The sequence below is a fragment of the Rhizobium centroccidentale genome (assembly GCF_030182565.1).
Lineage (GTDB): Bacteria > Pseudomonadota > Alphaproteobacteria > Rhizobiales > Rhizobiaceae > Rhizobium.
Window position 1 is genome coordinate 49675 of the sequence record NZ_JAQJCG010000007.1, and the last position, 21556, is coordinate 71230.

General features: G+C 60.4%; 22 protein-coding genes. All 22 read left to right on the forward strand.

Features of this window, described 5'->3' with window-relative positions; all coding sequences use genetic code 11:
- Positions 1 to 11 precede the first annotated feature (11 nt).
- The 22 genes from PH562_RS11505 (at position 12) to PH562_RS11610 (ending at position 21480) form a co-directional block, all read left to right on the forward strand.
- Entirely contained in the window at positions 12 to 287 is a 276-nt protein-coding gene (locus PH562_RS11505; protein WP_285173090.1) for a sarcosine oxidase subunit delta, read from the forward strand.
- Positions 284 to 3241, forward strand: coding sequence for a sarcosine oxidase subunit alpha family protein (locus PH562_RS11510; RefSeq protein WP_285173091.1), 2958 nt, complete (start codon positions 284 to 286; stop codon positions 3239 to 3241). The genes PH562_RS11505 and PH562_RS11510 overlap by 4 nt, the downstream gene beginning before the upstream one ends.
- A gap of 7 nt (positions 3242 to 3248) precedes the next feature.
- Positions 3249 to 3803 carry a sarcosine oxidase subunit gamma gene (locus PH562_RS11515; RefSeq protein ID WP_285173092.1) on the forward strand — a complete coding sequence of 185 codons (555 nt, stop codon included), beginning with the start codon at positions 3249 to 3251 and terminating at the stop codon, positions 3801 to 3803.
- A gap of 217 nt (positions 3804 to 4020) precedes the next feature.
- A complete protein-coding gene (locus PH562_RS11520) occupies positions 4021 to 6447 on the forward strand; it encodes a GcvT family protein (RefSeq protein WP_285173093.1) in 2427 nt (808 codons plus the stop codon).
- A gap of 307 nt (positions 6448 to 6754) precedes the next feature.
- Positions 6755 to 7657, forward strand: coding sequence for a branched-chain amino acid ABC transporter permease (locus tag PH562_RS11525; RefSeq protein WP_095435606.1), 903 nt, complete (start codon positions 6755 to 6757; stop codon positions 7655 to 7657).
- Between the two features lie 4 nt (positions 7658 to 7661).
- The gene (gene livM, locus PH562_RS11530; protein WP_113229965.1) at positions 7662 to 9086 is read left to right on the forward strand and encodes a high-affinity branched-chain amino acid ABC transporter permease LivM; all 1425 of its coding nucleotides are present in this window, start codon (positions 7662 to 7664) and stop codon (positions 9084 to 9086) included.
- A complete protein-coding gene (locus PH562_RS11535) occupies positions 9086 to 9958 on the forward strand; it encodes an ABC transporter ATP-binding protein (RefSeq protein ID WP_285173097.1) in 873 nt (290 codons plus the stop codon). Before livM ends, PH562_RS11535 begins: the two co-directional genes overlap by 1 nt.
- Entirely contained in the window at positions 9958 to 10686 is a 729-nt protein-coding gene (locus tag PH562_RS11540; protein ID WP_069611708.1) for an ABC transporter ATP-binding protein, read from the forward strand. The genes PH562_RS11535 and PH562_RS11540 overlap by 1 nt, the downstream gene beginning before the upstream one ends.
- Positions 10687 to 10710: 24 nt before the next feature.
- The gene (locus PH562_RS11545; protein ID WP_113229966.1) at positions 10711 to 11064 is read left to right on the forward strand and encodes a DUF6867 family protein; all 354 of its coding nucleotides are present in this window, start codon (positions 10711 to 10713) and stop codon (positions 11062 to 11064) included.
- A 185-nt stretch (positions 11065 to 11249) separates the two neighbouring features.
- A complete protein-coding gene (locus tag PH562_RS11550; RefSeq protein ID WP_095435602.1) occupies positions 11250 to 12371 on the forward strand; it encodes a branched-chain amino acid ABC transporter substrate-binding protein in 1122 nt (373 codons plus the stop codon).
- Between the two features lie 146 nt (positions 12372 to 12517).
- Positions 12518 to 13486, forward strand: coding sequence for a 2-hydroxyacid dehydrogenase (locus PH562_RS11555; RefSeq protein ID WP_285173104.1), 969 nt, complete (start codon positions 12518 to 12520; stop codon positions 13484 to 13486).
- 121 nt (positions 13487 to 13607) lie between these two features.
- Entirely contained in the window at positions 13608 to 14303 is a 696-nt protein-coding gene (locus tag PH562_RS11560) for a class I SAM-dependent methyltransferase (protein ID WP_285173107.1), read from the forward strand.
- Positions 14304 to 14528: 225 nt separating this feature from the next.
- On the forward strand, positions 14529 to 15350 hold the full coding sequence (locus PH562_RS11565) for an urease accessory protein UreD (RefSeq protein WP_285173109.1): 822 nt from the start codon (positions 14529 to 14531) through the stop codon (positions 15348 to 15350).
- Positions 15351 to 15381: 31 nt separating this feature from the next.
- A complete protein-coding gene (locus PH562_RS11570) occupies positions 15382 to 15684 on the forward strand; it encodes an urease subunit gamma (protein WP_113229970.1) in 303 nt (100 codons plus the stop codon).
- Between the two features lie 7 nt (positions 15685 to 15691).
- Positions 15692 to 15946, forward strand: a complete 255-nt coding sequence (locus PH562_RS11575) for a DUF1272 domain-containing protein (RefSeq protein ID WP_285173113.1) — start codon at positions 15692 to 15694, stop codon at positions 15944 to 15946.
- A gap of 10 nt (positions 15947 to 15956) precedes the next feature.
- Positions 15957 to 16262 carry an urease subunit beta gene (locus PH562_RS11580; RefSeq protein ID WP_285173120.1) on the forward strand — a complete coding sequence of 102 codons (306 nt, stop codon included), beginning with the start codon at positions 15957 to 15959 and terminating at the stop codon, positions 16260 to 16262.
- Positions 16263 to 16277: 15 nt separating this feature from the next.
- Positions 16278 to 16709 carry a lysozyme inhibitor LprI family protein gene (locus PH562_RS11585; RefSeq protein ID WP_483315340.1) on the forward strand — a complete coding sequence of 144 codons (432 nt, stop codon included), beginning with the start codon at positions 16278 to 16280 and terminating at the stop codon, positions 16707 to 16709.
- Positions 16710 to 16726: 17 nt separating this feature from the next.
- Positions 16727 to 17350, forward strand: a complete 624-nt coding sequence (locus PH562_RS11590) for a Urease operon accessory protein (RefSeq protein WP_285173328.1) — start codon at positions 16727 to 16729, stop codon at positions 17348 to 17350.
- Positions 17351 to 17353: 3 nt separating this feature from the next.
- The gene (gene ureC / locus PH562_RS11595) at positions 17354 to 19066 is read left to right on the forward strand and encodes an urease subunit alpha (RefSeq protein WP_285173125.1); all 1713 of its coding nucleotides are present in this window, start codon (positions 17354 to 17356) and stop codon (positions 19064 to 19066) included.
- 272 nt (positions 19067 to 19338) lie between these two features.
- Positions 19339 to 20199 (forward strand): GGDEF domain-containing protein, encoded by an 861-nt coding sequence (locus tag PH562_RS11600; RefSeq protein ID WP_285173127.1) that lies wholly within the window; start codon positions 19339 to 19341, stop codon positions 20197 to 20199.
- Between the two features lie 78 nt (positions 20200 to 20277).
- On the forward strand, positions 20278 to 20787 hold the full coding sequence (gene ureE, locus PH562_RS11605) for an urease accessory protein UreE (RefSeq protein ID WP_285173134.1): 510 nt from the start codon (positions 20278 to 20280) through the stop codon (positions 20785 to 20787).
- 6 nt (positions 20788 to 20793) lie between these two features.
- Entirely contained in the window at positions 20794 to 21480 is a 687-nt protein-coding gene (locus PH562_RS11610; RefSeq protein ID WP_285173136.1) for an urease accessory protein UreF, read from the forward strand.
- Positions 21481 to 21556 lie beyond the last annotated feature (76 nt).

Sequence of the window (21556 nt, forward strand, 5' to 3'; positions counted from 1 at the left end):
GCACAATACCAATGGCAAGCTTGATCAACTGCCCGCATTGCGGCGTGCGACCCAAGGAAGAATTCTCTATTCGCGGCGCGTCTGTTGCCCGCCCGGCGCCGACGGCGCCGGATGAGGACTGGAACCGTTATGTCTTCATCCGCGACAACGAGCGCGGCCGGATTGAGGAATATTGGCACCATAGCGCCGGATGCCGCCGCTGGCTGGTCGTCGACCGCAGCAATGTCACCCATGAGGTCTTTTCCGTTACCGATGCCGAGGACAAGGCGAAGGAGGCGGCGCGATGACGGCCTATCGTCTGTCGACCGGCGGCCTCGTCAATCGCAGCCGCCCCCTGTCCTTCCAGTTCGACGGCAAGGAAATGAAGGGCCTGGAAGGCGATACGCTCGCCGCCGCTCTGCTTGCCAACGACCAGCTGCTGGTTGGCCGCAGCTTCAAATATCACCGGCCGCGCGGTATCCTCACGGCCGGCTCGGCCGAGCCCAACGCGCTCGTCACCATCGGCAAGGATGGGCGCACCGAGCCGAATACGCGCGCCACTGTCGCCGAGCTCTATCAGGGCATGGCGGCTGTAAGCCAGAACCGCTGGCCGTCGCTGAAGCACGATTTCGGCTCGGTCAACAGCTTGCTCTCGCCCTTCCTCGGAGCCGGCTTCTACTACAAAACCTTCATGTGGCCGGCTGCCTTCTGGGAGAAGGTCTATGAGCCGATCATCCGGCGCGCCGCCGGTCTCGGCAAGGCGGGCATGCAAGCCGATCCGGACCGCTACGAGAAAGCCTGGGCGCATTGCGACCTGCTTGTTATCGGTTCCGGTCCGGCAGGCCTGATGGCCGCTCTGACCGCCGCTCGCACCGGCTTGCGTGTCGTACTGGCGGATGAAGGGTTCCGCCTCGGCGGCTCGCTATTGTCGGAAAAGCTGACGATCGGCGCCGCTTCCGCTGATGTTTTTGTGCAGGCAACGCTGGAGGAATTGCAAAGCTTCGAGAACGTGACCCTGATGCCGCGCACGACCGTGTTCGGCTGGTATGACGGCAATGTTTTCGGCGCCGTCGAGAAGGTGCAGAAACATGTGGCGATGCCATCGCCCGATCTGCCGGTCGAGCGTCTCTGGCGCATTGCCGCCAAGCGCGCCATTCTAGCCTCAGGCGCCGAAGAGCGGCCACTGGTGTTTGGCGGTAATGATCGTCCCGGCGTGATGATGGCTGGCGCCGTGCGCAGCTATCTCAATCGCTATGGCGTCGTTGCCGGGCAGAAGGTGGCGGTCTTCACCAATGGCGGCTCGGGCTATCGAACCGCGGCTGACCTCGCCGCTGTGGGCGTCGAGATTTCGGCCATTCTCGACACGCGCGCTGCATCGGCCGATGCGGCCCCTCAGGGCGTTCGCGTGGTCCATGGAGCGACCGTCCATGCGACCAAGGGAAAGTATCGCATCAGCGGTCTCATCGCCGATCGCGGCGGGCTCGATGAGCTGATTGCCTGCGATGCGTTGGCCATGTCGGGCGGCTGGTCACCGATTATCCATCTTGCCTGCCAGCGGGGCGCCAAGCCGGTCTGGTCGGACGAGAAGCAGGCCTTCGTGGCGCCGATCGTCGGCGGCGAGCTGGAAATCGCCGGTTCGGCTGCGGGCATCGAGAGCGTCTCCGGCTGCCTTACCGATGGCGCGCAGAAGGCGCGGGTAGTCATCGAAAGCCTGGGCCGCACGGCTCATGCGGAAGATTTGCTTGAGGTCGAAGGCGAATATGATCCGTCCTTCGCGGCGATCTGGCATGTACCGGGCGCGAAGGACAAGGCATTCGTCGATTTCCAGAACGACGTCCATAGCAAGGATCTGGGCCTCGCGCTGCGTGAAGGTTTCGGCCATGTGGAACATGCCAAGCGCTATACGACGAGCGGCATGGCGACGGATCAGGGCAAGCTCGGCAATGTCAACGCCGCCGGCATTATTGCCGGCATGCGCGGCGTCAGCCCGGCCGCCGTCGGCACGACGACATTCAGGCCGTTCTATACACCGGTGTCCTTCGGCGCGCTGGCGGGAACCGCGCGCGACAAGCATGCGCAGCCGGTTCGGGAATCGCCGCTGCATGGGTGGGCGAAGAAGAACGGCGCCAGCTTTGTCGAGGCCGGCCTCTGGTATCGTTCGTCCTGGTTTGCCCGGCCGGGCGAGAAGGGCTGGCGCGACAGCGTGGACCGCGAGGTTTTGAACGTCCGCAACAATGTCGGCATCTGCGACGTGTCGACGCTCGGCAAGATCGAGATTTTCGGCAAGGATGCGGCGGAGTTTCTCAACCGGGTCTATTCCAACGCCTTCCTGAAGCTGCCGATCGGCAAAGCCCGCTACGGCCTCATGTTGCGCGAGGACGGCATGGTCTTCGATGACGGCACGACCAGCCGGCTGACGCCCGACCACTTTTTCATGACGACCACGACGGCGATGGCCGGCGAGGTGATGGCGCATATGGAATTCGCAGCGCAGACGCTCTGGCCGCATCTCGACGTTCGTTTCGTGTCCTCGTCCGACCAGTGGGCGCAGATGGCGATTGCCGGCCCGAAGGCGCGGCTGGTGCTGGAGCAGATTGTCGAGGACGATATTTCGGACGCGTTCTTCCCGTTCCTTGCCGCTGCCGAAGTGATGCTGAAGGGCGGCCTCAGGGCGCGTCTGTTCCGCATCTCCTTCTCGGGCGAACTCGCCTATGAACTCGCGGTCCCGGCCGGCTACGGCGAGGCGGTCGCCGACGCCGTTATGGAAGCCGGCAAGGCGCATGGTATCTGCCCCTATGGCGTCGAAGCGCTCAACGTGCTGCGTATCGAGAAGGGGCACGTCACCCATAACGAACTCGATGGCCGCACCACGCCTGACGATGTCGGGCTTGGCCGCATGATGTCGACGCAGAAGCCGGATTTCATCGGCAAGCGGCTGTCCACCCGCTTTGGTCTGACCGCCGCCGACCGCGGCCAGCTTGTGGGTCTGAAGCCGATCGATACGGCCAAGGAAATTCTCGCCGGAGCGCATATTTTGAAGGAGGGCGCGAGGCCTTCGACCGTGAACGATCAAGGGCATGTCTCCTCGGCGTGCTTCTCGCCGATGCTCGGTCATTCCATTGCGCTCGCTTTCCTGAAGTCGGGCCGGGAGCGCATCGGCGAGCGCGTGGTCGTCTGGGATGGATTGCGGGGTGAGGAAGTGGCAGCAGAGGTCTGCAGCCCCGTCTTCATCGATCCCGACAACAAGAAGCTTCTGGGGTAAGAGATCGATGAGCGTTGCGTTTCAGAACAGGCATGTGCTGGAAGATCATATTTCCGGTTTCGAGGCTGCCGCAAATCCGAATCATCTCGCCGTCGTGCGCCGGCCGGCGATCTTCTCAGTGCTCGCGAAGGCCGGGGAGCGGGATAGCGTTTTGGCGAGCCTCAAGGCGCTGAAGGATGTATCGGTTCGCGATGTCGGGCCGAGGGAATGGTTCGTTGTGTCGGACGCGCTTGGTGCCGATAGCGTTGCGCGGGATCTCTTCACGCTCGATCCCGCCCGGGCCTCTTTCTTCGAGCAAAGCGACGGCCGCGTGCTGCTGCGCATTTCCGGCCCTAGCGTCCGCCGTGTTCTTGCCAAATGCGTGGCTGTCGATCTGCATCCGCAAGTCTTTGCTGAGGGGCAGTCTGCCAACATGCTGTGCTGCCATGTCAGCGCGAATGTTGCCCGCACCGGTCCCGATCACTTCGAAATCATCGTGCCGCGTTCCTATGCCGGCAGCGTCTTCGAAGAGATCATGGAGATGGGGCGGGAGTTTGCGCTCACGGCCGGTTTCGCCGATTGAGAATCCCTATGTTGCCGATGTCCAATGACTTGCCAGCCGGCTTGCGCTGCCCATAGCGGATGGCGCGATCCGAACAATTGCGATGGCGCAAACAGACATATCGGTTTCGCAGTTCGGGCTATTTGGCCTATCGGATAGTCTCTAGGTTTCCTCTCAAATAAGGCCGGTCGCGCGGGAAGACACCCGGCGGCTTCGCGCCGAAAACAGGGGATTCCCAATGAAAAGCCATGCCAAGGTCGTCGTCATCGGTGGCGGTGTCGTCGGATGTTCGGTGCTCTATCACCTGACGAAATTCGGCTGGACGGATGTGGTGTTGCTCGAACGCTCCGAGCTTACATCCGGCTCGACCTGGCATGCGGCAGGCGGCATGCATACGATCAACGGCGATCCGAACGTTGCCAAGCTGCAGAAATATACGGTCGAGCTCTACAAGGAGATCGAAGAGTATTCGGGCCAGGATATCGGGCTGCACCTGACTTCCGGGCTGATGCTGGCGGCCACCCCGCAGCGCTTCGACTGGCTGAAATCCATTCTCGCCAAGGGCCGCTACAATGGCCTTGAAGCGACGCTGCTGACGCCGAAGGAAGCGCATGAGATGATGCCGCTCCTCGATCCCGATCAGTTCGTCGGCGCTCTTTACGATCCCGTCGAAGGTCATCTCGATCCCTATGGTACCACGCATGCCTATGCCCGCTCCGCCAAGAAGAACGGAGCGGAAATCTATCTGCATACCAAGGTCGAAGAGCTGGTGCAGCGCGAGGATGGTTCCTGGCGCGTCATCACCAATCAGGGTGAGATCATCGCCGAGCATGTCGTCAACGCCGCCGGCCTCTGGGCGCGCGAAGTCGGCCGCATGGTTGGGCTGGAGCTGCCGGTGCTTGCGATGGAGCACATGTATCTCATCACCGAGGACATGCCCGAAGTCATCGACTTCAACAAGACCACGGGCAAGGAGCTGATGCACTGCGTCGACTTCGACGGCGAGATCTATCTGCGCCAGGAGCGGCAGGGCATGCTGATGGGCACCTATGAAAAGGCCTGCCGTCCATGGTCGCCGCTGACGACGCCCTGGGATTTCGGTCACGAACTGCTGGCCGAGGATATCGAGCGCATCACGCCGGAACTGGAAGTCGGCTTCCGCCATTTCCCGGCCTTCAACAATGCCGGCATCAAGAAGATCATCAACGGTCCCTTCACCTTCTCGCCCGATGGTAATCCGCTCGTCGGCCCGGTGCGCGGCTTGAGGAACTATTGGTCGGCCTGTGCCGTCATGGCCGGCTTCAGCCAGGGCGGCGGTGTGGGTCTCGCGCTCGCCAACTGGATGATCTACGGCGATCCGGGCTTCGATGTCTTTGCCATGGATGTTTCCCGCTATGGCGACTACGCCACGCTCGCCTATACCAATGCCAAGGTGCGCGAAAACTATGCCCGCCGCTTCTCGATCCGCTATCCGAATGAGGAGCTGACGGCCGCTCGTCCGCTGCTGACGACGCCGATCTACGACAGACTGAAGGAAGCTGGCGGCGTATTCGGCGCCTATTATGGTCTCGAGCAAGCCCTGTGGTTCGCGCCGAAAGGGGAGGTCGATCAATTCTCCTGGCGTCGCTCCAACGACTTCGATGTTGTTGGCGCCGAAGCCAAGGCAGCGCGTGAGAGCGTCGGTCTGATGGAAACATCGGGCTTTGCCAAGTATTCGGTCAAGGGACTGGGCGCTGAAGCCTTCCTCGACAGGTTACTGACCTGCCGTATCCCGGCCGTGGGTCGCATGACGCTGGCGCCGATGTTGAAGCATGACGGCAAGCTGATCGGCGATTTCACGCTCGCAAAGCTGGGCGAGGGAGATTTCCTCCTCATCGGCTCCGGCATCGCCGAAGCCTATCATATGCGCTGGTTCGAAAGCCTGTTGCCGAAGGACGGCTCCGTCGAGCTCCAGGCACTCGGGCTTTCGCTCCTCGGCCTTTCGATCGCTGGCCCGAATGCCCGCAAGTTGCTGCAGAAGCTGACCCATCAGGATCTCTCGACCGCCGCCTTCCCCTTCATGTCGATCCGCCGCATGGATATCGGCATGGCGCCTGCGATCGTCGGCCGCGTCTCCTATACGGGTGATCTCGGCTATGAAATCTGGATGAAGCCGGAATATCAGCGTTACATTTTTGATCGGTTGATGGAGGAGGGCGCCGAATTCGGCATTCGTCTCTTCGGCCTGAGGGCGCTGAACGCGCTGCGCCTCGACAAATCCTATGGCAGCTGGGCGCGCGAATACCGGCCCCTCTACGGGCCGTTCGAGGCCGGCCTCAACCGATTCGTGGCGCTGTCCAAGGAGGCCGATTTCATCGGCAAAGCGGCGGCCGCCAAGGAAAAGGCGGAGGGCGGCACGCTGCGCCTGCGGACCTTCATCCTCTCGGCTAGGGATGCCGATGTCATCGGCGATGAGCCGATCTATCACAACGGTGCGGTCTGTGGCTGGGTGACGTCAGGTGGCTACGCTCATGCTTCCGGTCTTTCCGTCGCTGTGGGCTACGTGCCGAAGGGAATCGCCGACGAGGCGCAGGGTTGGTCGATCGAACTGCTCGGTGAGCTCTTGCCGGCAAGGCTGCAGGCCGAGCCGCTGTTCGATGCGGATGGTGCCAGGATGCGGGCGTAACGTCGCGGTTCAAACGACCATCATGGCGGGCCTGACGAGGCCCGCCTCTGACAAGAGCTCTTCAGAGTGCAGGCGTCGCTTGACGGTTTTGGCTAATTTTGAGCCATGGCCTGCCGCTTTCGTGCCATTTTTGGTCGGATTCGCATCAGCGCACGGCGATTTGAAAAGAATTTGTCAATTTCTCGCCTTTTTGGCTTCACATTTCCTTCGAAACCAGTATGGAATCGCGGCCATAGGCCTCTAGAAGGAACCTAAAAAAGTAATAAGAGATGTGGTCGTATGACGCCGCATCCAGGGGAAATGATATATGGATTATTTTATCCAGCAGCTCTTAAACGGGCTGACTCTCGGGTCGATCTACGGCCTGATCGCCATTGGTTACACCATGGTTTACGGCATCATCGGCATGATCAATTTTGCCCACGGTGATGTTTTCATGCTTGGCGGCTTTGCCGCTCTCATCACCTATCTGGTTCTCGTTTCGCTCTTCGCCGGCCTGCCGGTCGCGATCATGCTGCTCGTCATGCTGATCGTCGCCATGCTGATGACGAGCCTGTGGAACTGGGTGATCGAGCGGGTGGCTTATCGGCCGCTGCGCGGTTCGTTCCGCCTCGCGCCGCTGATCACGGCGATCGGCATGTCGATCGTTCTGTCGAACTTCATCCAGGTCGCACAGGGGCCGCGCAACAAGCCGATCCCGACACTGGTGGGTGATGTCTACAACTTCGGCGGCGTCTCGCTGTCGCTGAAGCAGATCATCGTCTTCATCGTCACCGTGGTGCTGCTCGTCGCCTTCTGGTATATCGTCAACAAGACGGCGCTTGGGCGTGCTCAGCGGGCGACCGAACAGGATCGCAAGATGGCGGCACTGCTCGGCATCAATGTCGACCGCACCATCTCCATCACCTTCATCATGGGTGCCGCTCTCGCTGCTGTCGCCGGCACGATGTATCTGATGTATTATGGTGTCGCCAACTTCACGGACGGTTTCGTGCCTGGTGTCAAGGCTTTCACGGCGGCGGTCCTGGGCGGCATCGGCTCGCTTCCAGGTGCTGTTCTCGGCGGCCTGATGATCGGCTTCATCGAGTCGTTCTGGTCTGGCAATTTTCCCATCGCGTATAAGGATGTCGCCACTTACGGCATCCTTGCCTACGTGCTGATCTTCAAGCCGACGGGTATTCTCGGTCGGCCGGAAGTCGAAAAGGTATAACGCCATGGCAAATTCAAACTTCGTTGCAGGCAAGACCGCGCCCGGCCTTGTCCAGAAAGGGATTACGGACGCCTTCTGGACTGCGATCATCGCCTTCGGCATGTTCGTCCTCTATATCGGTCTCAAGACCGATCAGAATATGGACAACAAGCTGATCATCGTGCAGCGCTGGGGCCTTCTGGCAACCATTGTCGCGATCGCCGCTGTCGGCCGCTTCATCATGACGGTCTTCGTCCAGCCGTATCTGGCGGCGCGAAAGGCAGCCAGGGCCAAGGTCGTGCAGGTGGAGGGCGAGCCAAGCTTCGTCTCCAAGCATTTCAACACGATTGCCCTTGTGCTTCTGCTGATCTATCCGCTGGCGGCGGTGGCAATCCTTGGGCCGCAAGGCGCGCTGACCTATGTCGACAATTTCGGCATTCAGATCCTCATCTATGTGATGCTTGCCTGGGGTCTGAATATCGTCGTTGGCCTTGCCGGTCTGCTCGACTTGGGATATGTCGCCTTCTATGCGGTCGGCGCCTATTCCTATGCTCTGCTGTCGACGCATTTCGGCCTGTCCTTCTGGCTGCTGCTGCCGTTGTCGGGCATTCTTGCCGCGCTTTGGGGCATGATTCTGGGCTTTCCGGTGCTGCGTCTGCGGGGCGACTATCTGGCCATCGTCACGCTTGCCTTCGGTGAAATCATCCGCATCGTGCTGACCAACTGGACCGACGTGACGCAGGGAAGCTTCGGCATCTCCAACATCACCAAGGCATCGCTTTTTGGCCTGTATACCTTCGATATGAAGGACCCGCACAACTTCGTCCGCAGTTTCGGTCTGCCGATCTCGTCGGCCTGGTATAAGGTTTTCCTGTTCTACGTGATCCTGCTGCTCTGCATGCTGACTGCCTATGTCACCATCAGGCTGCGCCGCATGCCGATCGGACGTGCGTGGGAAGCGTTGCGTGAGGATGAAATCGCCTGCCGTTCGCTCGGCATCAATACGGTGACCACGAAGCTGACGGCTTTTGCCACCGGAGCCATGTTCGGCGGCTTTGCCGGCTCCTTCTTCGCGGCGCGTCAGGGCTTCGTCTCGCCGGAATCCTTCGTGTTCCTCGAATCCGCTGTGATCCTCGCGATCGTCGTCCTCGGCGGCATGGGGTCGCTGAAGGGCATCGCGATTGCCGCGATCGCCATGATTGGCGGCACCGAATTGCTGCGCAACATGAGCTTCCTCAAGACCGGGCTGGTCTTCGGCGATACGACGATCATTCCCGGTTTCGGACCGGACTTCACACCGGAACTCTACCGCATGCTGATCTTCGGTCTTGCCATGGTAGTGGTGATGATCTTCAAGCCGCGCGGCTTTGTCGGCACGCGCGAGCCGACCGCTTTCCTCAAGGAGCGAAAAGCGGTTTCAGGCAGCTTTACCAAGGAGGGCCACGGCTGATGAACGCTGTGACCGCAAACCCCAGCGACGTCCTCTTGAAGGTCGATCACCTGTCGATGAAGTTCGGCGGCCTGATGGCCATCAACGACTTCTCGTTCGAGGCCAAGCGTGGCGATATCACCGCGCTGATCGGGCCGAACGGCGCCGGCAAGACCACCGTGTTCAACTGCATCACCGGCTTCTACAAGCCGACGATGGGCATGCTTACGCTACAGCAGAAGAGCGGCAAGGAGTATCTCCTGGAACGGCTGCCGGATTTTCGGATCACGCGCGAAGCCAAGGTGGCGCGTACCTTCCAGAATATCCGCCTGTTTTCGGGCCTTACGGTGCTCGAAAACCTGCTGGTGGCGCAGCACAACAAGCTAATGCGTGCCTCCGGCTACACGATCCTCGGCCTGCTCGGCATCGGTCGCTATCGTTCCGAGGCCAAGAATGCGATCGAATTGGCGCGCTTCTGGCTCGAAAAGGCCGATCTCATCGATCGCGCCGACGATCCTGCAGGCGATCTTCCTTACGGCGCGCAACGCCGCTTGGAAATCGCGCGCGCCATGTGCACGGGGCCGGAACTGCTTTGCCTGGACGAGCCGGCTGCCGGTCTCAATCCTCGCGAGTCTCTGGTCCTCAACGAATTCCTTCGCAGTATCCGCAAGGACACCGGCACATCCATCCTGCTGATCGAACACGACATGTCCGTGGTCATGGAAATTTCCGACCATGTCATCGTGCTCGAATATGGGCAGAAGATCGCCGATGGCACGCCGGATGAGGTCAAGAATGATCCTCGCGTGATCGCCGCCTATCTCGGCGTCGAGGATGAGGAAGTGGAAGAGGTGATTGCCGAAGTCGAGCACCTCCAAGAGGGTGAACATTGATGGCGGGGCAACCACTTCTCAAAGTTGCGGGTGTCGAAACCTATTACGGCAATATCCGCGCTCTTGCCGGCGTCGATATCGAAGTCAACAGCGGCGAGATCGTCAGCCTGATCGGCGCCAACGGCGCCGGCAAATCGACGCTGATGATGACGATCTGCGGCAGCCCGCAGGCGCGCACCGGTTCGGTCACCTTCGACGGTCGCGATATCACGCGCATGCCGACGCATGAGATCGCGCGGCTTCGCATCGCGCAGTCGCCCGAGGGTCGGCGCATCTTTCCGCGCATGACCGTCTATGAAAACCTCCAGATGGGCGCGAGTCTCGACAAGCTCAAATATTTCAACGAGGACGTCGAGAAGATCTTCACGCTCTTCCCGCGCCTGAAGGAGCGCCAGTCGCAGCGCGGCGGAACGCTTTCGGGCGGCGAGCAGCAGATGTTGTCGATCGGCCGCGCGCTGATGGCGCGTCCCAAGCTGCTGCTCCTCGACGAGCCGTCGCTTGGCCTGGCGCCGCTGATCGTCAAGGGCATCTTCGAGGCGATCAAGGTCCTGAACCAGACCCAGGGGCTGACCGTGTTCCTCGTCGAGCAGAATGCTTTTGCGGCACTCAAGCTTTCCGACCGCGCCTATGTGATGGTCAATGGCCGGGTGACGATGAGCGGTTCCGGCAAGGAACTGCTCGCCAATCCGGAGGTGCGCGCCGCCTATCTTGAAGGCGGTCACCATTGAGTTTCGTTTCGCGGAGAATTTGAGATGCAGGGACTTCTCTTCGACACCGATACCGGCGGCCGCATGGTCATCCGCGCTGTTATCGTCATTCTCGGTTTCTGGACCGCATGGCGCGCTGGCCGCGCCGTTGCCTCCAGCTGGGAAACCTATCCGCTTGTCGTTATCTACAGCTTTCTGATCGGCCTTGGCCTGCAGTTTCTGCACCATGCGCTGTTCAATGGCCCGGTTTTCGACGTCACCATCTACATCATCGATGTCGCGCTTCTGCTTGTTTTTGCGACGGCGGGATACCGGTATCGACGTACCGATCAGATGGTGAATAATTATTACTGGCTTTATGAAAAGACCTCGGCCTTTTCCTGGAAGAAGAAGAATTGACAGTGCGCCTAAACTAGGCACAGTCTGCGTACAACCAAGAGCGTCACCCAGCCCATAAAAACAGACGGGAACGGGCAGGGGTCATGCTTCCAGAGTTCGGAATGCAAGCGTTACCGGCGTGATGATTGGTGGGTATCGCGCAGGGCAGATCAAACGGAACCCGCTTAAAAATTGGGAGTAATAATATGAAGAAGTATCTTCTGTCGGCGGTGGCTTTGTCGGCGATGATCGCTTTCGGCGGCGTTGCGAAGGCCGACATTATCGTTGGCGTCGGTGGTCCGTTGACGGGCCCGAATGCTGCGTTTGGCGCGCAGCTTCAGAAGGGTGCAGAGCAAGCAGCTGCAGACATCAATGCGGCCGGCGGTATCAATGGCGAAAAGATCAAGATCGAACTCGGCGACGACGTCTCCGATGCCAAGCAGGGTGTTTCGGTCGCCAACAAGTTCGTTGCTGACGGCGTGAAGTTCGTGGTCGGTCACTTCAACTCGGGCGTTTCCATTCCGGCTTCGGAAGTCTACGCCGAAAACGGTATTCTGCAGATCACGCCGGCTTCGACGAACCCGAAGTTCACCGAACGCGGCCTGTGGAACACGTTCCGTACTTGCGGCCGTGACGACCAGCAGGGTGAAGTTGCCGGCAAGTACATCGCCGATAATTTCAAGGGCGCCAAGGTTGCCGTCGTTCATGACAAGACCCCTTATGGTCAGGGCCTGGCTGACGAGACCAAGAAGAACCTCAATGCCGCTGGCGTGACGGAAGTTCTTTATGAAGGCATCACCCCCGGCGACAAGGACTATTCGGCCCTCATCGCCAAGATGAAGCAGGCTGGTGTCGACTTCGTCTATTACGGCGGTCTGCACACGGAAGCTGGCCTCATCATGCGCCAGATGGCCGACCAGGGCGTGAAGGCTCACTTCATGTCGGGTGACGGTATCGTCTCGAACGAGCTGGCATCGATCGCCGGCGACGCCGTCGACGGCACGCTGATGACCTTCGCACCGGATCCGCGCAAGAACCCGGCTTCCGCCGATCTCGTCGCCAAGTTCCGCGCCGCCGGCTACGAGCCGGAAGGCTACACGCTCTACTCCTACTCGGCTCTGCAGGTTATCGCTGCCGCCGCCAAGGCTGCCGGTTCCAACGATCCGATGGCTGTTGCCGATGCGCTGAAGGCAAAGGGTCCGTTCAAGACCGCTATCGGCGACCTCGGCTTCAACGCCAAGGGCGACATCACCCGTCCGGACTACGTTATGTACAAGTGGTCCAAGGGTTCCGACGGCAAGTACAACTACGCCGAAATTTCGAAGTAAGCTTTGCGACGCCGGTTTTCCGGCATAGTCAAGATTAGGGAGCCCGGCCATCGGCCGGGCTTTTTCACATCCGCGATATCGGTTCGCCATTTCCTTCATGCCGAGGCTGCTTTAAATCTGCCTGATATCGGCAGGAGGATCACAGCATGAGCAGACCCCGTATTCTCGTGACGCGGCGCTGGCCATCGGCGGTTGAGGCGGTACTTTCGGAGCGTTTCGACACCACTTTGAACAGGGATGACGCAGCACTCGATGCGGGGCAGCTGCGCGAGGCGCTGCTCACCTATGACGCCGTCCTGCCGACCGTTTCCGACAAGCTTCCGGCCGCGCTTTTCGAGGGAGCGATCCGCTCAAAGATCCTCGGTAATTTCGGTGTCGGCTTCAGCCACATCGATATCGCCGCGGCCAAGGAAAAAGGCATAGCCGTCACCAACACGCCGGGCGTGCTGACGGATTGCACGGCTGATATTGCCATGCTGCTGCTCCTTTCCGTTGCCCGACGCGGCGGCGAAGGCGAGCGGGAGGTCAGAGCCGGCGCCTGGACCGGCTGGCGGCCGACGCATCTCGTCGGCACCAAGGTGACGGGCAAGACTGTCGGCATCATAGGCTTCGGCCGTATCGGTCGTGCCTTCGCGCAGCGCTGTCATTTCGGCTTCGGCATGGATGTCGTCTTCTATAATCGCTCGGCAATAGATCCGATGGAAGCTTCGCGCTATGGCGCCATGCAATTGCAGACCGTCGAGGATGTTCTGGAAGTCTCCGACTTCGTCTCGCTGCACTGCCCGGGCGGTGCCGAGAACCGCCATCTGATGAATGCGGCTCGCCTTGCAGCCATGAAACCAGAGGCCTTCCTGATCAACACGGCAAGGGGCGATGTGGTCGACGAGGCGGCGCTGATATCGGCATTGGAGGGGGGAACGATCCGCGGCGCCGGTCTCGATGTCTATGAAGCGGAGCCACATGTTCCCGAACGGCTGCGGGACATGGAGAATGTCGTGCTTCTGCCGCATCTCGGCAGCGCCACGGAAGAGACGCGCACGGCCATGGGCATGAAAGTCGTCGATAATATCACTGCCTTCTTTGCCGGGAGAGAGCCGCCGGACCGCGTGGTCTAGGCAGAAATACAGAAACCCAGACTGCGATACGTCGTTGCCGGATAGGCGGCGCGTCCATGAGGTGGCGGCGTCAACCACTTGAAGTGCCATCATGTGAGCCGTTTTCCGGCAAGGAGGAACAGTGTCTGAGAATGACTATGATGCGTTCGCAGCCGCCTATCAGGCCGACAATGAGAACAATGCCTGGAATGCTTATTACGAGCGACCTGCAATTCTCTCGCTCGCCGGTGACGTTGCCGGACTTCGGGTTCTCGATGCGGGTTGCGGAGGCGAGGCTCATGCCGCAGCCCTCGTCGATCGGGGAGCGGCCCTGACCGGCGTCGATGCGAGCGCGGGCTTGCTCGAAATCGCGCGGTGCCGCCTAGAAGGACGGGCACATTTGTTGCTGGCCGATTTGAACGAGCGATTGCCTTTCGAAGACGGCGCTTTCGATTTGGTCATGGCCTCCTTGGTCATGCATTATCTGCACGATTGGTCACGCCCTCTTTCGGAATTCAGGCGTGTCTTGTCCGATGGCGGCCGCCTGATTTTTTCAACGCATCATCCGTTCATGGATCATGATCCGGCCAGCGGAGAAAACTATTTCGAGACCTATAACTTCAGCGAGACGTGGCACCGAGGCGGCAAGGACATCACCATGCGATTTTGGCACCGGCCGCTCCATGCCATGTTTGATGCGCTGAAATCAGCTGGATTTCGGATCGATCTCGTGAGCGAGCCGCAGCCGGATCCCAAGGTCAGCAGCCTTTTCCCGGAGGCATACCAGAGCCTGACGACCAAGCCGCGCTTCCTCTTCTTTTCGGCAGTGAAGGGATAGATGCGCTTCGCGGGCGGAGCTTTCTGTAGACCTGTTTCCGATACCTGTTCGACCCATTTGAAATTTACTGCCTTTCTTTTCGGCATTTGACGGAAAATGCAGCTGATGTGGCTAGTTGCAGGCCAATATCGCGGGAGATCGCATAAGGCACAGGAATTGCTTGCATTTATTCCTTGCCGGGCTTCAATGGTCGGCTTTGGAATGATGTGATGCGTGGAGAGGCTGATGGCAATGATGGCGGCAGGCACGAGACCGCAGCGGGCGCGGGGTCGCGGCCATCTTGCGGCGAAGTCGCTTGGCGGCCGCACGCGTCTTGCCGAGCTCTTCCAGGAAGGGGCGGCCAAGATCAGGCTGCCGGAAACCTTCGATCATTCGATGGAGGCGGTCATCATCAACACCGCCGGCGGTCTCACCGGCGGCGACCGGATGGATTGGAGTGTCGTTGCCGGGCCGGGCACGCGCATCGATGTAACGACACAGGCTTGCGAGAAAATCTACAAGGCTTCGATGGGTACGGCCGAGGTTGAAACCTCGATCAGGATCGGTCGCGACGCTCGGGTCGATTGGCTGCCGCAGGAGACAATCCTGTTCGATCGCGCCTCGCTTTCACGGGCATTGAATGTCGAGCTTGACGAAACGGCCGAGTTCCTTGCCGTCGAGGCGATCCTGCTCGGGCGGAAAGCCATGGGCGAAGCGATGGAGCAGGGGCTGTTTCGCGATCGTTGGCGCATCCGCCGCGGCGGACGGCTGGTTCATGCCGAGGAGCTGCGTCTGGACGGCGATGTGGCTGCATTGACGGGCAAGGCGGCTGCTCTGAGCGGCCAGGTTGCTTTCGCGACATTGCTCTATGTCGGCCCGCTGGCCGAAACCTATCTCGGCCGAATCAGGCCCCTCCTCGAAACCCATATGGGGGGTGCCAGCCACTGGGGCGAGAAGCTCGTCGTGCGCCTAGTCGCTGCCGACGGGTTCGCACTCAGAAAAATCCTCATCCCGATCATTTCCGCCTTGCGCAATGGAGCGCCTGTGCCGAAAGTCTGGAACCTGTAAATTGAGCAAACAGCAATCACATAGGTAGGCGATGAACCTCACTCCGAGAGAAAAAGACAAGCTGCTGATTTCCATGGCGGCGATGGTGGCGCGGCGGCGGCTGGAGCGTGGCGTCAAGCTCAATCATCCCGAAGCCATCGCGCTGATCACGGATTTCGTGGTCGAAGGTGCGCGCGACGGCCTTCCTGTCGCCGAGCTGATGGAGGCTGGCGCCCATGTCATCGCCCGCGATCAAGTGATGGAAGGCGTCGCCGAGATGATCCATGATGTTCAGGTCGAAGCGACATTTCCCGACGGCACCAAACTCGTGACCGTCCACGAGCCCATCCGGTGAGGCTGAAATGCTGGAACTGAGACCCAATTGCGAATGCTGCGACAGGAATTTACCGCCGGATAGCGAAGAGGCGATGATCTGCACGTTCGAGTGCACCTTCTGCGCCGATTGTGCCAATACGGTGCTGGACGGTGTCTGCCCGAACTGTGGCGGTGACTTCGCGCGGCGTCCAATCCGCCCGGCAGCCTTGCTCGTCAAATATCCCGCTTCGACCAAGCGTGTTCTGAAAGCTGAGGGATGCGCGCCCGTCCGGGCCGCATGAGGAGAGAACCATGATCCCAGGTGAAATCATCGCCGCAGGTGGCGACATTGAACTCAATGCCGCAGCGCCGACCGTGACGCTTGAGGTTTCCAATACCGGCGATCGGCCGGTGCAGGTCGGGAGCCATTATCATTTTGCCGAGACCAATGCCGGGCTTTCTTTCGACCGCGACCAGGCAAGGGGCATGCGGCTCGATATTCCCGCCGGAACAGCCGTGCGCTTCGAGCCAGGGCAGACGCGCTCCGTCACCCTGATCCCGCTGTCGGGCAAGCGCGAGGTCTACGGCTTCCGTCAGCAGGTCATGGGCAAGCTTTAGTTCTGGGGGATGTCGATGAAATTGCTTGCGTCCGCTGCCGCTCTTGTCGCCGTTCTCGTTTGCGGCCCAGTTTTTGCGCAGAAAACCGTGAGCAGATCCGGGGGCGATTGCGCCAATGCACAGACGCAGACGGACATGAACGTCTGCGCTGTGCTCGAATTCGGTGAGGCCGACAAGGCGTTGAATGCGCAATACAAGAAAACGCGCGCGGCGATGGTCGCCATCGACGCGGATCTCGACAACGACATGAAGGGCGCCGAAAAGGCGCTTATCAAGGCGCAGCGAGCCTGGGTGGATTATCGCGACGGCGAATGCGAGACCCAAGGGTTCCAGGCGCGGGGCGGCTCGATGGAGCCCATGCTCGTCTCCGGTTGCAAGGCGGACCTGACGAAGAAGCGCACCAAGGAATTGAAGGATCTCGCCGATGGACCGGAGGGCAATCAGTGAGTTCCAGGCGTAGCGTGATGATCGTCGGCAATGGTGAGGTTGCGGCAGGTGCCGCAGCTGTCATCGATGCTGGCGATCTTGTGATCCGTTTCAACGATTGCCGCTCGATGGGGGCCGGCGGCAGCCGGACCGACGTCGTTGCAGTGTGCAACACCGGCCGGCCGGCGCGCGCCATGCTCGGCTCGGCAGAATGGCGCAAGAGCCCCGCCGTTGCTTCCGCATCCGAGATATGGAGCGTGCGCGATCCGATCAAATTCGCGGCGCTGCGTGCGCCGCTTGCGATCTCACATCCGGAACTCGACGATTTCTGTGACGACTATACCGACCAGTTCACCGCCTTCTGTCAGGCAACCGGCAAGCGACATGTCGTGATCGGTCAATCCATTCACGAAGGTGTCGATGCTGCACTCGCAGAACATGAGCCCGGCTCTTACGTGGTGCCGAGCAGCGGCCTGATCGTGATTGCCGAGGTGATGGCGCGCCATCCTGACGACGATATCGCCATTACCGGTTTCGGCCACACGGGCTGGGAAGAGCATCCCTTCGCCGCCGAAAAACGGCTGGTGGACGCTTACATATCCCTCGGCCGCCTGAGGCGACTTGCCGACACGAACCTCCTCTCTGCCTCCCAAGGAGATTGATTGATGCCCTACAGGATTTCCCGCGCCGCCTATGCCAGCATGTTCGGACCGACCGTCGGCGACAAAGTGCGTCTGGCCGACACCGAATTGTTCATCGAGGTGGAGAAGGATTTCACCACTTATGGCGAGGAGGTGAAGTTCGGCGGCGGCAAGGTCATTCGCGACGGCATGGGGCAGAGCCAGGTGACGAGAGCAAATGGCGCGGTCGATACCGTCATCACCAATGCGCTGATCCTCGACCATTGGGGGATCGTGAAGGCGGATATCGGCTTGAAGGACGGCCGCATCGTCGCAATCGGCAAGGCCGGCAATCCGGACATGCAGCCCGGTGTCAACATCATCGTCGGACCCGGCACGGAAGCAATCGCCGGCGAGGGCAAGATCGTCACTGCCGGCGGCATGGACAGCCATATCCATTTCATCTGCCCGCAGCAGATCGAGGAAGCCCTGATGTCGGGCGTCACCACCATGCTCGGTGGAGGCACGGGGCCGGCGCATGGAACGCTGGCAACGACCTGCACGCCGGGGCCATGGCATCTGGCACGCATGATCGAATCCTTCGATGCTTTTCCGATGAATATTGGCCTGTCCGCCAAGGGCAATGCGTCTGTGCCTGCCGCCCTGAAGGAAATGGTGCTCGGCGGAGCCTGCGCGCTTAAGCTGCATGAGGATTGGGGCACGACGCCGGCGGCGATCGACTGCTGCCTCAGCGTTGCCGACGAATATGATGTGCAGGTGATGATCCACACGGATACGTTGAATGAAAGCGGCTTCGTGGAGGATACGATCGGCGCCATCAAGGGTCGCACCATTCACGCCTTCCACACGGAAGGCGCGGGCGGTGGCCATGCGCCTGATATCATCAAGATCTGCGGCCAGTCGAACGTCATCCCGTCTTCGACCAATCCGACGCGGCCCTATACGGTTAATACGATCGCAGAGCATCTGGATATGCTGATGGTCTGCCATCACCTGTCGCCGTCGATTCCTGAGGATATTGCCTTCGCGGAAAGCCGCATCCGTAAGGAGACGATCGCCGCGGAGGATATTCTCCACGATATCGGTGCCTTTTCGATCATTTCATCCGATAGCCAGGCCATGGGCCGTGTCGGCGAAGTGGCGATCCGTACCTGGCAGACCGCCGACAAGATGAAGCGCCAGCGCGGCCGCCTGGCGCAGGAGACCGGCGACAACGACAATTTCCGTGCGAAGCGCTACATCGCCAAATATACGATCAACCCGGCAATCGCGCACGGCGTCAGCCATGAGGTCGGTTCGATCGAGGTCGGCAAGCGTGCCGATCTGGTGCTCTGGAGCCCGGCCTTCTTCGGCGTGAAGCCGGAAATGGTCTTGATCGGCGGCTCGATCGCCGCAGCGCCGATGGGCGATCCGAATGCCTCGATCCCGACGCCGCAGCCGATGCATTACCGGCCGATGTTCGGCGCCTATGGCAAGAACCGGACGAATTCCTCCGTGACCTTCGTTTCGCAAGCGGCGTTCGATGCCGGGCTTGCCGGCAAGCTTGGTGTCGCCAAGACGCTGCTGCCCGTCAGGAACACGCGCGGCGGCATTTCCAAGGCATCGATGATCCACAACAGCCTGACGCCGCACATCGAGGTGGACCCGGAAACCTATGAAGTGCGTGCTGATGGCGAGCTTCTGACCTGCGAGCCGGCAACCGTGCTGCCGATGGCGCAGCGCTATTTTCTTTTCTGAGGATATTTCGGACGCCGATCATCAGCAGATATGAAAGCCCCGGTTTTTCTGGGGTTTTCTCATGCTGCGTACTAGGCGCAGCAATATCAATGACATGAGAGGGTGGCGCCGCCATCGCGCATTTCTGCCGGCAATCCGGATTTTGTGGATGTACCTTCGGCTGTTCACAACTTGGGAAATGCACCGCATTTTAATCATTCCATTAAAGACCTGGAAGCGTCTTCACCCCTATCTCACATGATTGAAATAGTGGGCTGAGGAAGGTGAATCGCATGAAGCAATGGATTTCGCTGCAGGCCGAACTCGGTAACTTTCAGCAGCGACGTGCGATTTTTATTTTCGCGCTTAAGATGAGTTTCGTCGCGGTCATCATGTCGCTTGCCATCATCCTGGTGCTGCTTTTGGTGATGCAATGGTTTGATCTTCTGCCGCTGCCGATTTTCGAGGCGATGCGCTTTGGTGTTTTGCTGGCATGGATCATCGGCGGCACCGTGTCCGGCGCGCTCGCGGTGCTGGCAGGTTTTTCCATCCACAGGCTCGCGGTCTCCCGTGCCGAATTCGAGCGGTTGAGCCGCACCGATATGCTGTCCGGCCTGCTCAATCGCCGTGCTTTCACCGAGGCGTTGAATATGGCCGGAGACGGCGCTTCTCTGGTGATTTTCGATCTGGATCGGTTCAAGGCGATCAACGATCGTTTCGGACATGCATCCGGTGATGCGGTGATTGTTGCGGTGTCGCGGCTATTTTCCGCTGCCTTCACCGGAGAAGACGTGATTGCACGGCTTGGCGGTGAGGAATTCGGCGTCATCATTCATGGCGGCGATACGGCCGAGCGTATCGCGCGCGTTGAGGAGATCAAGGAGCAGATCGCCGAACATTCGATCGCCATTGAAGGCGGATCGGTGAAGATCACCATTTCCGCCGGGATTGCCGACATCGGCGGGGATCGCAAGACGGAGACCGTTTACGCTGCCGCCGACAAGGCACTTTATCTTGCCAAGACGCTTGGCCGCAACCGTGTCATGCACGAGCGCGAGCGTCTGTCGCAGGTCTGGCATCGCTGCGCCACGGAGCAGGAACAGGAGGCAACGACGGATGTCAGGGAATTGCAGCGCTATGTGCAGCGGATGTGAAGCGTTCACGCGCCATTGATGCTTGCGCGGGAGGCGACTATTTTGCATGCTCTGAGAAAGTATTAAACTGGAACAGTCATGCTACGCGTCACTTCCTATCTGCCGGCCGGCACCCCTTCCTCCAATCCAATCGATCGTGTCGTCCTGCCGCATGATCTCAGGCATCTGCGCCGCAAGCTCCTGCATCTTGAAAATGGCGAGATGGTCATGCTCGACCTCAAGGAACCCGTGCTGTTTGCCAGCGGCGATCTGCTGGTGCGCGAGGATGGCGAGCTGATCGAGATCGTTGCAGCAGACGAAAAGCTTTTCGAGATCCGCCCGCGTGATCGCAGGTATCTGATCGAGCTCGCCTGGCATCTCGGCAACCGCCATCTTTCCGCGCAGATCGAGGAGGAGCGTATCCTGATCCTGCGCGATCATGTGATCCGGTCCATGCTCGAGGGGTTGGGGGCTGTCGTGACCGAAGTCAGCGAGCCTTTCCAGCCGGCGCGCGGCGCCTATCACTCCCATGGCAGCCATTCGCATGGCCACGACCATCATCATGGTCATGACCACGGACACGATCATCACAATCATTCGCATGATTGAACCGTGATGACCGGCAATGCGGTTTCGGATGACGGCGATCTGCAGGCGCTCCTGCGGCTGATGGCCTGGTTGTCGCCGGCGTTTCCGGTGGGATCGTTCGCCTATTCCGGCGGTCTGGAGCGTGCGGTGCACGATGGGCTGGTGCGCGACAGCACCGGCCTCAGCGAGTGGATTGCTGCGCTCATCGAGCATGGCTCCGCGTGGAATGATGCAGTGCTACTGGTCGAGGCGCATCGGGCTGACGCGGATGGGCCGCGGCTTGCGGCCGTCGCAGAGCTTGCCGAGGCGCTGGCCGGCTCAAAGGAGCGCCACAACGAGACCATGCTGCTTGGAGATGCCTTTCTTTCGGCCGCAGCCGCCTGGCCGCATGCGATCTTTTCCATGCTCCCGGCAAGGACAGCCTATCCGGTTGCGATTGGCGCTGTCGCAGGTGCGCATGGCATCGCCGCCGAGAAGGCGGCTGCCGCCTTCCTGCATGCGCTGGCATCGCAGATGGTATCTGCCGGCATTCGGCTCGGCGTCAGCGGGCAAAAAGATGGTGTCGCCATTCTGGCGCGGCTGGAAGGTGTCTTTGCAGATGTCGCGCGGCGGGCAGCCCAATCCAGCCTCGACGATCTTGGGGCGGCGACCGTGCACGCGGATATTGCGAGCCTGCGCCATGAGACCCAAGGCACGCGCCTCTTCAGGTCATGATGGGCGCCATCGGAAAAATACTGCAATCGAAGCATGGCCTACGTCATTCGCCGCTGTGCGGCCGCCCGACGCTTAG